The 11,280-nt window shown below is 62.4% G+C and carries 7 protein-coding genes; 4 read left to right on the forward strand and 3 right to left on the reverse strand.

The genetic code is table 11. The features are described 5' to 3' along the window. Window positions 1–102 precede the first annotated feature (102 nt). Window positions 103–1,599: a YifB family Mg chelatase-like AAA ATPase gene (locus AC07SU_RS04530; protein ID WP_176994436.1), complete on the forward strand. Its 1,497-nt coding sequence runs from the start codon at window positions 103–105 to the stop codon at window positions 1,597–1,599. Between the two features lie 111 nt (window positions 1,600–1,710). Here the strand turns inward: AC07SU_RS04530 and AC07SU_RS04535 are convergent, their stop codons facing one another. Beyond that, window positions 1,711–3,687, reverse strand: a complete 1,977-nt coding sequence (locus AC07SU_RS04535; RefSeq protein WP_176994437.1) for a methyl-accepting chemotaxis protein — start codon at window positions 3,685–3,687, stop codon at window positions 1,711–1,713. A gap of 177 nt (window positions 3,688–3,864) precedes the next feature. Continuing rightward, the gene (locus tag AC07SU_RS04540) at window positions 3,865–4,785 is read right to left on the reverse strand and encodes a LysR substrate-binding domain-containing protein (protein ID WP_176994438.1); all 921 of its coding nucleotides are present in this window, start codon (window positions 4,783–4,785) and stop codon (window positions 3,865–3,867) included. A 150-nt stretch (window positions 4,786–4,935) separates the two neighbouring features. Between AC07SU_RS04540 and AC07SU_RS04545 the strand changes: the two genes are divergently transcribed. Further along, window positions 4,936–6,339 carry a NorM family multidrug efflux MATE transporter gene (locus tag AC07SU_RS04545; RefSeq protein ID WP_494996314.1) on the forward strand — a complete coding sequence of 468 codons (1,404 nt, stop codon included), beginning with the start codon at window positions 4,936–4,938 and terminating at the stop codon, window positions 6,337–6,339. A gap of 294 nt (window positions 6,340–6,633) precedes the next feature. On the opposite strand, the gene AC07SU_RS04550 is transcribed toward AC07SU_RS04545, so the two are convergent. Next, window positions 6,634–8,298 carry a putative bifunctional diguanylate cyclase/phosphodiesterase gene (locus AC07SU_RS04550; RefSeq protein WP_259172374.1) on the reverse strand — a complete coding sequence of 555 codons (1,665 nt, stop codon included), beginning with the start codon at window positions 8,296–8,298 and terminating at the stop codon, window positions 6,634–6,636. A gap of 255 nt (window positions 8,299–8,553) precedes the next feature. Between AC07SU_RS04550 and rep the strand changes: the two genes are divergently transcribed. Continuing rightward, window positions 8,554–10,563, forward strand: coding sequence for a DNA helicase Rep (gene rep, locus AC07SU_RS04555; protein ID WP_102061199.1), 2,010 nt, complete (start codon window positions 8,554–8,556; stop codon window positions 10,561–10,563). A gap of 58 nt (window positions 10,564–10,621) precedes the next feature. Then, window positions 10,622–11,194: a xanthine phosphoribosyltransferase gene (locus tag AC07SU_RS04560; RefSeq protein ID WP_010207474.1), complete on the forward strand. Its 573-nt coding sequence runs from the start codon at window positions 10,622–10,624 to the stop codon at window positions 11,192–11,194. The last annotated feature ends 86 nt before the right edge of the window (window positions 11,195–11,280 follow it).

Raw genomic sequence — 11,280 nt, forward strand, 5'->3', positions numbered from 1 at the left:
TTGCTCTGGATACGTTCTGTAAAACCTCCCCCGCCTCGCTCTCTCCCGCCTCGTCTACCCTTGAAAAACCGCAGGAAGCGGCCCTCCATTCAAGGAACGAGCATGTCCCTCGCCATCGTCCACAGCCGCGCCCAGGTTGGCGTAGAAGCCCCTGCCGTCACCGTCGAAGTGCACATGGCCAACGGCTTGCCGTCCCTGACCCTGGTCGGCCTGCCCGAAACCGCCGTCAAGGAAAGCAAGGACCGCGTACGCAGTGCCATCCTCAACAGCGCGCTGCAATACCCCGCCCGTCGCATCACCCTCAACCTCGCGCCCGCCGACCTGCCCAAGGACGGCGGGCGTTTTGATTTGGCGATTGCCTTGGGAATCCTCGCGGCCAGCGTGCAGGTGCCGTCGTTGATGCTCGATAACGTGGAATGCCTGGGGGAGTTGGCGTTGTCGGGTGAGGTGCGTGCCGTGAAGGGGGTGTTGCCGGCCGCGCTGGCGGCACGCAAGGCCGGGCGCACCGTGATAGTGCCCCGGGCGAATGCCGAGGAGGCGTGCCTGGCGTCGGGGTTGACGGTGATCGCCGTCGACCACCTGCTGCAGGTGGTGGCGCACCTGAATGGGCACGTACCGATTGAGCCGTACAAATCCGACGGCCTGCTGTACCTGAACAAGCCTTACCCGGACCTGAGCGAGGTGCAAGGGCAGCTTGCGGCCAAGCGCGCGTTGCTGATCGCGGCGGCGGGTGCACATAACCTGCTGTTGAGCGGGCCACCCGGTACGGGCAAGACCTTGCTCGCCAGCCGCCTGCCCGGCTTGCTGCCACCGCTGAGTGAACAGGAAGCCCTGGAAGTCGCGGCGATTCAATCCGTCGTCAGCCTGGCGCCCTTGAGCCATTGGCCCCACCGGCCGTTTCGCCAGCCGCACCATTCAGCGTCCGGCCCGGCATTGGTCGGGGGCGGGTCAAAGCCACAACCAGGAGAAATCACCCTGGCCCATCACGGCGTGCTGTTCCTGGACGAACTGCCGGAGTTTGATCGCAAAGTGCTGGAGGTGCTGCGTGAGCCTTTGGAGTCGGGTCACATCGTGATTTCTCGCGCCCGCGACCGGGTGAGTTTCCCGGCACGCTTCCAACTGGTGGCAGCCATGAACCCCTGCCCTTGCGGCTATCTGGGCGAACCCAGCGGGCGCTGCCGCTGCACGCCGGAACAGATACAGCGCTACCGCAACAAGCTCTCGGGGCCGCTGCTGGACCGCATCGATTTGCACCTCACGGTCGCCCGGGAAACCACGGCGCTCAACCCGACCCAACAGGCTGGCGACAACACCGCGACCGCCTCAGCGCAGGTGGCCGAGGCTCGGGAGCGTCAACAACGGCGACAAGGGTGCGCGAATGCCTTCCTCGACCTGCCGGGGCTGAAGGAGCATTGCCAATTGGTGAAGACCGACGAAAGCTGGCTGGAGAACGCGTGCGAGCGGCTGACCTTATCGCTGCGCGCAGCTCACAGACTGCTGAAAGTAGCACGCACCCTGGCCGACCTTGAGCAGGCAGACGCAATTGCACGCCATCACCTGCAAGAGGCCCTGCAATATCGGCCGGCAGCCATCATCTGAGCCCAACACCGCCCCTGTGGGAGCCGGCTTGCCGGCGATGGCTGCTTCAAGGTTTGCGCCAGGCCTGAGGGCCTTATCGCCGGCAAGCCGGCCCCTACAGAGGGCGGGGTGTCAGCGGAAGCGGTCGACCTCTTGGCGCAAGCCCGCCGCCAGGGTTTCCAGTTCCTTGGCGGTGATCGCCAGGTTCGACACCACTTCACGTTGCTCGCTGTTGGCCAGCGCAATGCTTTGCAGGTTGCTGCTGAGCACGTTCGCGGTGCTGCTCTGTTCCTGGGTCGCGGTGGTGATCGCCGCAAATTGCTGGCCAGCCGAGCGGCTTTGCTCGTCGATGCGTGCCAGGGCCGAAGCCACGTCCGCGTTGCGCGACAGCCCTTCCTGCATCAACACATTACCGCGCTCCATAGTGCTGATGGCGTTGCCGGTTTCCTGCTGGATACTCTGGATCATCCCGGAGATTTCATCGGTAGCCTCACGGGTGCGCGACGCTAGGTTACGCACTTCATCGGCAACCACGGCAAAACCACGGCCTTGCTCGCCAGCCCGTGCAGCTTCGATGGCGGCGTTGAGCGCCAGCAGGTTGGTCTGCTCGGCAATCGAGGTGATCACCCCCACAATCCCGCCGATTTCCTGGGAGCGCTGGCCCAAGGTGTTGATCACCGTGGCCGTGCTGTTCAGTGCTGTGGCGATATGTTCCAGGGACGACGAGGCTTCTTGCATCGAGGTGCGGCCGATGCGGGTTTGCTGGGCATTTTCCTGGGCCAGACGTTCGGTGTTGCCCATGTTGTCGGCAATGTTCAGCGAGGTGGCACTGAACTCTTCCACTGCGCCGGCCATGCTGGTGATCTCGCCGGATTGCTGTTCCATGCCTTCATAAGCACCACCGGACAACCCCGACAAGGCCTGTGCCCGGCTATTGACCTCTTCCGCCGCCTTGCGGATATGCGAAACCATGGTCGACAAAGCTTCACCCATCTGGTTGAAGCTGCGCGCCAACTGGCCGATTTCATCATGGCTGGCCACGTTCAAGCGTGCGCTCAAATCGCCAGCGCCCAGGGCTTCGGCCTGGCGCACCAGGTCACTCAACGGCTGCAGTTTGCTGCGCAGCAGCCAGACTGCCGCGCCCACCGCCAACAGCATCGCCAGCACGCTGCCGATCACCAGGCGAATACCCACCGCCCAGGTGACTGCGCGGATCTCGGACTTCGGCATGCTTGCCACCACCGACCACGGGCCGCCTTCGAACGGTACCGAGACGCTGTAGAAGTCTTCGCTCTTGTCGCTCCAGAAGCGGCCTTCACCGGGCTTTTTCGCCAGGTCGAGCATCACCGGGATCGCTTGATCCAGTGCCTGCACACCCGCCGGTGGCACCAGCCAGTGTTTCTGCTCGTCCAACAGCGCCAGCGAGCCGGTCTGGCCGATACGGAAGCGCTTGAGGTTGTCGAACTGGGCCTTCTGCTCGTCGGTGTAGTCAAAGCCGATGAACAACACGGCGATGACCTTGCCACTGGCGTCACGCACCGGGGTGTACTGGGTCATGTAGGAGCGGTCGAACAGCACGGCCCGGCCCACATAGTTCTGTCCGGCCAGCAGGCGCTGGTACGCCGGGTGTTGGTGGTCGAGCACGGTGCCGATGGCCCGGTTGCCGTCCTGCTTGGTCAGCGAGGTGCTGATGCGGATGAAGTCTTCGCCGCTGCGCACGAATACCGTGGCCACGCCGCCGGACATCTGCTTGAACTCGTCCACTTCATCAAAGTTGTTGTTCAGCACATCCTCGCCCAGGTACAGGCTTGGGGTTTGCACGCCGGCCACGGTGACTGGCCGGTCTGCACGCACACTCAAGCCGGCGCCGAAGCGCTTCTCGAACAGCCCGCTCAAACGCTGAGTACTCTCGCGCAAGGTGCTGTGGAAGGTGTTGAGTTGGTCGGCCAGCAAACGCGCCTCGCTGGCCAGGTGCTCCTCGCGGGTGTCGAGGTTGGCCGAGTCAAGGGAACGCAAAGCGAAGACGGTACTGCCGCTGATGACGACAGCCAAAATAACGGCCAAGGCGAGGCCTAGTTGGGAGGCGATCCGAGCGCGAGGTTGAGACATGACAGCTCCTGGCCGAGGCCAGGATCATCCTGATCTCATAGCGCTGCTCGGCAAATTATCTGGTGGGAAACGTTGGTGCACGATGGTTCCAACACACCTTCTTCGGCGGGCCTGGGCAATACTTGAGCGATTCACAGGGGTATCGCGCAAACGATTGCACGAACGGTAGTCCGCGCATCAGTCGAGGCGCTGCACCTGAGGCAATTCCATCGCCTTGACTTCGCCTTGAAGAAACTCCGCCAACCGCCGCAAGCGTTCACCTCCGGGGCGGGTTTTCGGCCACACCAGGTAATAATTTTCGCCACTGGCCACGGCGGTGGGCCACGGCAGGCTCAACCGCCCTTGCGCCACGTCCTCGGCCACCATCAGCAGGTCGCCCATGGACACTCCATAGCCCCGCGCGGCGGCGATCATGCCCAGTTCAAGGGTATCGAACACCTGCCCGCCCTTGAGCGACACCTGGGACGACAAGCCCATGCGCTCCAACCAATTGCGCCAGTCGCGCCGATCGGGCGTGGGGTGCAGCAGCTCGGCGGTGGCCAGGCGCGCCGCATCCCAAGGGCCGTCGTCGAGCAGGTTGGGCGCCCCCACTGGAATCAGCAATTCCGGGAACAGGTAGCTGGCTTCCCAATCGGCTGGAAAATGCCCGTAGCTCAGCAGCACCGCACAATCGAATGGCTCCTGGTTGAAGTCCACCTCGTCCACACTCATCCACGCACTGGTCAGTTGCACCTCGTTGCCCGGCTGCAAGGCGCGGAATCGACTGAGACGCGCCAGCAGCCAGCGCATGGTCAGGGTCGAGGGTGCCTTCATGCGCAGGATGTCATCTTCGGCATTCAGGGTATGGCAGGCCCGCTCCAGCGCGGCAAAGCCTTCACGCACGCCGGGCAGCAGCAGGCGCGCCGCCTCGGTGAGTTGCAGGGTCCGCCCGCTGCGCTGGAACAGGCGGCAGGCAAAATGCTCTTCCAGCGTGCGGATGTGCCGGCTGACCGCGCTCTGCGTGATCGACAGCTCCTCGGCGGCGCGCGTGAAGGAGTTATGCCGGGACGCGGCCTCGAATGCACGCAAGGCATAAAGCGGAGGAAGGCGGCGCGACATAAGGAAAACTCCTACAAGGCAATCCGGCACCCTAGCAGAATCTATAAGTATGAGTATTAGTCATGCGAACGATCGCTTTTATCCTTTTGTGTAATGCGCCAGGAGCGCCGAGAATCAACCCTTCCCCAACCCTCTGACTTTTTGAGTGTGATGATCATGCAGCATCCGGCGCGTACCGAACTCTGGGCCATTCTGCGGCTGTCAGGGCCGTTGATTGCCTCACAGTTGGCGCACATGCTGATGGTGCTGACCGACACCCTGATGATGGCCCGCCTGAGCCCTGAAGCCCTGGCCGGTGGAGGCCTGGGCGCGGCCAGCTATTCCTTTGTGTCGATTTTCTGCATCGGCGTAATTGCTGCCGTGGGCACCCTGGTGGCCATTCGGCACGGCGCGGGCGATATCGAAGGCGCCACCCGCCTGACCCAGGCCGGGCTTTGGCTGGCGTGGCTGATGGCGCTGGTGGCGGGCTTACTGCTGTGGAACCTCAAGCCGCTGTTGCTGATGTTTGGCCAGACCGAAGCCAACGTGCACTCGGCCGGGCAGTTCCTGACGATCCTGCCGTTCGCCCTGCCGGGTTTCCTCAGCTTCATGACGCTGCGCGGTTTTACCAGCGCGATTGGCAAGGCGCAGCCGGTGATGGTGATCAGCCTCGGCGGTGCGGTGGCCAACTACCTGCTCAACCATGCACTGATCGAAGGCATGTTCGGCCTGCCGAAACTGGGGCTGATGGGCATTGGCCTGGTCACCGCCCTCGTCGCCAACAGCATGGCCCTGGCGCTGTGGTGGTACATCCGCAGCAACCGGACTTACGTGGCCTACCCGCTGGGCAAAGGCCTGTTGCGCCTCAACACTCAGTATTTGCGCGAGCTGTGGCGCCTGGGCCTGCCGATTGGCGGCACGTACGCGGTGGAAGTCGGGCTGTTTGCCTTTGCCGCGCTGTGCATGGGCACCATGGGCAGCACGCAGTTGGCGGCGCATCAGATTGCCCTGCAGATCGTGTCGGTGGCCTTCATGGTACCGGCCGGCATGTCCTATGCGGTGACCATGCGCATCGGCCAGCATTACGGCGCCGAGCAGTTGCTGCGGGCACGCCTGGCCGGGCGTGTGGGTATCGGGTTTGGCGCGGCAGTGATGCTAGGGTTTGCAGCGGTACTGTGGCTGTTTTCCGACCCGCTGATCGGACTGTTCCTCGACCATAACGACCCAGCCTTCCACGACGTGATCGTGCTGGCTGTTAGCCTGCTGGCGGTGGCGGCCTGGTTTGAACTGTTCGACGGCGTGCAGACCATCGCGATGGGCTGCATCCGTGGCCTGAAAGACGCCAAGACCACCTTCCTGGTGGGGTTGGGTTGCTATTGGTTGATTGGCGCGCCGTCGGCGTGGTGGATGGCCTTCCACCTGGGCTGGGGCCCGACCGGGGTGTGGTGGGGGTTGGCCCTGGGCCTGGCCTGCGCGGCCATCAGCCTGACGTGGGCATTCGAAGCGAAGATGAAACGCATGATCCGCAAGAACTCTGCGGCTCAAACTGAATTTGGGGCCATGCAGCCTGAATAGAGGATGTACCCGATCAATGTAGGAGCTGGCTTGCCGGCGATGGCGGTATACCAGACAACTCATCTGGCGCTGAAATACCGCCATCGCAGGCAAGCCAGCTCCCACAGTTTTATCCGCGTTGTGTCAGACGGCAGCGGCGCAGATCAGGATTATCTGCCTGAAGAAGCTGGGGATCCACCGGTTCAATTGTGGGAGCTGGCTTGCCTGCGATGGCGGTGTGTCAGATAACTCATCTGGTACTGATACACCGCTATCGCCGGCAAGCCGGCTCCTACAGTTGATGGGGTTTGCAATTCAACCGAGAAGGGCTTGTTGGCCTTTGCCGAAGGTCAGGTACTCCACCAGCTCCGGCAACGGCAACGGCTTGCTGATCAGGTAACCCTGGGCCTGGTCGCAGCCAAACAAACGCAACAGCGCCAGTTGCTCAGGGGTTTCCACGCCTTCGGCCACCACTTCCAGGTTCAGGTTGTGGGCCAGGTTGATCATCGCGTGCACCAGCTTGCGGTTCTCTTCGCGCTCTTCCATGCCGCCAACGAAGCTCTTGTCGATCTTCAACAAGGCAATCGGCAGGCTGTTGAGGTGCACGAACGAGGAGAACCCAGTGCCGAAGTCATCCAGAGAGAAGCGCACACCCAGGCGGCCGAGCGCGTCCATGGTCTGCTTGACCAGGTCACTGCGGCGCATCACGGCGGTTTCGGTCAGCTCGAACTCCAGCCATTGCGCTTCCACACCACGCTCGGCAATCAGCCGGCTGAGGGTGGAAAGCAACTGGCTGTCCTGGAACTGACGGAACGACAGGTTGACTGCCATGTGCAACGGCGGCAGGCCGCGCTCGCGCAAGTCCTGCATGTCACGCAGGGCCCGGGAAATCACCCAGTAGCCCAAGGGCACGATCAGGCCGCTCTGCTCGGCCAGCGGCACGAATTCGCTGGGTGGCAACAGGCCGCGCTCGCCGTGGCGCCAGCGCACCAGGGCTTCCAGGCCGACGATATGCCCGTCGTCCAGATCCAGGCGCGGTTGGTAATGCAGTTCCAGTTCATCACGGCGCAGGGCGCGGCGCAGCTCGCTTTCCAGGTCGGCCAGGCTGCGCGCGTTGCGGTTGATGCGTTCGTTGAAGATATGAAAGGTACAGCCCTGGGTGCTCTTGGCTTGCTGCATGGCGATATGCGCGTGCCACATCAGCGGGTCGGCACCGGCGCGGGCGCGGGCATGGGCCACGCCCAGGCTGCAGCCGATCAGCAGGCTCTCGCCATCCACCCAATAGGGTTCGGCCATGACTTCGGTGATGCGCTCGGCCATCCATTCGGCGCGCTGGGGTGCACGGCGGGTGTCGATCAGCAGGGCGAATTCATCGCTGCCAAGGCGCGCCAGTTGATCCCCGGCCTCAAGCTGGCTTTTGAGACGCGAGACCACTTGCAGGATCAGCCGGTCACCGGCCTGGTGGCCGAGGGCGTCGTTGGCGTGGCGGAAGTTGTCGAGGTCCAGGTGACCGAGGGCCAGGCCGCGGCCTTCGTTCTCGGCCAGCCGCGCTGCCAGCAAGGTCTGGAAACCCTGACGGTTGGCGATACCGGTGAGCGGGTCCTGTTCGGCCAGACGCTGCAAGGTGTTTTCCAGCACGCCCCGCTCGCGCACATGGCGCAGGCAGCGGCGCAATGTATCGGCATCCAATACATCACGGATCAACCAATCGCTGACACCGAGGGGAGAAACCAGCGGTTCCTGCTCCAGCAGCAATACACAAGGCAAGCTGCAGCGGCCCGGGCCAGGTTGCAGGTGGGGGGTGGTCAATAGCACGGCACCGTGGTCGTCATCGAACAGACGGCTCACGGAATCCCAATTTGGCGCGCTGATCAGCACAGCCCCATCGCCCATCGGCGCCAGGCACTCGCGCAATAACGCTGCCCACGCTGGCTCATCGGCCAGTAGCAGCAAACGCAAGGGTTCGACAGGCGTAGACAAGCTAGCTCCCTAGACTCTGCAAGAATTCGTTGGCGGCGGGCATTATGACGTGCGGTCTGATAATCACCAATGATAGGGGTTATCAAATACGCCGATTACAAACAATAGTCGCAAATGCCCGTACATCCTGCGGCAAAGTATCAAAACCGGCAAATTTAGATCGAGTGGTACGTCACACTGTCGTTCTGACAGAGCAGAATCCTGCGAGCCTGTTAAAATGCCCGCCCTTTTGAATAACGACTCCTGAAATTCTGTATGTCCCGACTCAACCCCCGGCAGCAAGAAGCCGTGAACTACGTCGGCGGCCCTCTATTGGTGCTCGCCGGTGCAGGCTCCGGCAAGACCAGCGTGATCACCCGCAAGATCGCGCACCTGATCCAGCAGTGCGGCATCCGCGCCCAGTACATCGTCGCCATGACCTTTACCAACAAGGCGGCGCGGGAAATGAAAGAGCGTGTCGGCACCCTGCTCAAGGGTGGCGAAGGCCGTGGCCTCACCGTGTGTACCTTCCACAACCTGGGCCTGAACATCATCCGCAAGGAGCACGTGCGCCTGGGCTACAAGCCCGGTTTCTCGATTTTCGACGAAACCGATGTGAAGTCGCTGATGACCGACATCATGCAGAAGGAATACGCAGGCGACGACGGCGTGGATGAGATCAAGAACATGATCGGCGCCTGGAAGAATGACCTGATCCTGCCCGCCCAGGCCCTGGAAAACGCGCGCAACCCCAAGGAACAGACGGCCGCCATCGTCTACACCCACTACCAGCGCACGCTCAAGGCGTTCAACGCGGTGGACTTCGACGACCTGATCCTGCTGCCCGTAAAACTGTTCGAGGAACACGCCGACATCCTCGAAAAGTGGCAGAACAAGGTGCGCTACCTGCTGGTAGACGAATACCAGGACACCAACGCCAGCCAATACCTGCTGGTGAAAATGCTGATCGGCAAGCGCAACCAGTTCACCGTGGTAGGCGACGACGACCAGTCGATCTACGCCTGGCGCGGCGCCCGCCCGGAAAACCTGATGCTGCTCAAGGACGACTACCCGTCCCTGAAAGTGGTGATGCTGGAGCAGAACTACCGCTCCACCAGCCGTATCCTGCGCTGCGCCAACGTACTGATCTCGAACAACCCCCACGAGTTTGAAAAACAACTGTGGAGTGAGATGGGCCACGGCGACGAGATCCGCGTGATCCGCTGCCGCAACGAAGACGCCGAAGCCGAGCGCGTGGCCGTGGAAATCCTCAGCCTGCACTTGCGCACCGACCGGCCCTACAGTGATTTCGCGATCCTGTACCGCGGCAACTACCAGGCCAAGCTGATCGAGCTGAAATTGCAGCACCACCAGGTGCCGTATCGCCTGTCGGGCGGCAACAGCTTTTTCGGACGCCAGGAAGTAAAGGACCTGATGGCCTACTTCCGCCTGATCGTGAACCCGGACGACGACAACGCCTTCCTGCGCGTGATCAACGTGCCGCGCCGCGAGATCGGCTCCACCACCCTGGAAAAACTCGGCAACTACGCCACCGAGCGCAAGATCTCGATGTACGCGGCCACCGACGAGATCGGCCTGGGCGAACACCTGGACACGCGCTTCACCGATCGCCTGTCGCGCTTCAAGCGCTTCATGGACAAGGTGCGCGAGCAGTGCGCCGGCGAAGACCCGATCAGCGCCCTGCGCAGCATGGTCATGGACATCGACTATGAAAACTGGCTGCGCACCAACAGCTCCAGCGACAAGGCCGCGGATTACCGCATGGGCAACGTCTGGTTCCTGATCGAAGCGCTGAAGAACACCCTGGAGAAAGACGAAGACGGCGAGATGACCGTCGAAGACGCCATCGGCAAGTTGGTATTGCGCGACATGCTCGAGCGCCAGCAGGAAGAAGAAGATGGCGCCGAGGGCGTGCAAATGATGACCTTGCATGCGTCCAAGGGCCTGGAATTCCCCTACGTGTTCATCATGGGCATGGAAGAGGAAATCCTCCCACACCGCTCCAGCATCGAAGCCGACACCATCGAGGAAGAACGCCGCCTGGCCTACGTGGGCATTACCCGCGCACGTCAGACCCTGGCCTTTACCTTTGCCGCCAAGCGCAAGCAATACGGCGAAATCATCGATTGTGCCCCCAGCCGGTTCCTGGATGAACTGCCGCCGGATGACCTGGCCTGGGAAGGCAATGACGACACCCCGACCGAGGTGAAGGCCGTTCGCGGCAACACCGCGCTGGCGGATATACGCGCGATGTTAAAGCGCTAGAATCGACTACTTTTTAATCTACTTTCGGCGCCCGTTGCGTCAACAGAGGAAGCTTTCCGTGGAAGCACTGCACAAGAAAATTCGCGAAGAAGGCATCGTGCTTTCCGATCAGGTACTCAAGGTCGACGCCTTTCTGAACCACCAGATCGACCCGGCACTGATGAAATTGATCGGCGACGAATTCGCCGCGCTGTTCAAGGACTCGGGCATCACCAAGATCGTCACCATCGAAGCCTCAGGGATAGCACCGGCCATCATGACCGGCCTGAACCTGGGCGTGCCGGTGATCTTCGCGCGCAAGCAACAGTCCCTGACCCTGACCGAAAACCTGTTGTCGGCGACGGTGTACTCCTTCACCAAGAAGGTCGAAAGCACCGTGGCGATCTCCCCACGCCACCTGACCAGCAGCGACCGCGTGCTGGTGATCGATGACTTTTTGGCCAACGGCAAGGCGTCCCAGGCGCTGATTTCGATCATCAAGCAAGCTGGCGCTACCGTGGCCGGCTTGGGGATCGTGATCGAGAAGTCGTTCCAGGGTGGTCGTGCGGAGCTGGATGCGCAGGGTTACCGGGTTGAGTCGCTGGCGCGGGTGAAATCGTTGGCCGGTGGCGTAGTCACCTTCATCGAATAACACCAAATCCCTGTAGGAGCCGGGGGGGGGGGGGGGGGGGGGGGGGGGGGGGGGGGGGGGGGGGGGGGGGGGGGGGGGGGGGGGGG

This window comes from Pseudomonas sp. GW821-FHT05H12, assembly GCF_059419385.1.

What these genes read in the sequence shown, in the direction of transcription:
- AC07SU_RS04530 (WP_176994436.1), top strand. Translation starts at nt 103, where the DNA reads ATGTCCCTCGCCATCGTCCACAGCCGCGCCCAGGTTGGCGTAGAAGCC.
- AC07SU_RS04535 (WP_176994437.1), bottom strand. Translation starts at nt 3,687, where the DNA reads ATGTCTCAACCTCGCGCTCGGATCGCCTCCCAACTAGGCCTCGCCTTG.
- AC07SU_RS04540 (WP_176994438.1), bottom strand. Translation starts at nt 4,785, where the DNA reads ATGTCGCGCCGCCTTCCTCCGCTTTATGCCTTGCGTGCATTCGAGGCC.
- AC07SU_RS04545 (WP_494996314.1), top strand. Translation starts at nt 4,936, where the DNA reads ATGATCATGCAGCATCCGGCGCGTACCGAACTCTGGGCCATTCTGCGG.
- rep (WP_102061199.1), top strand. Translation starts at nt 8,554, where the DNA reads ATGTCCCGACTCAACCCCCGGCAGCAAGAAGCCGTGAACTACGTCGGC.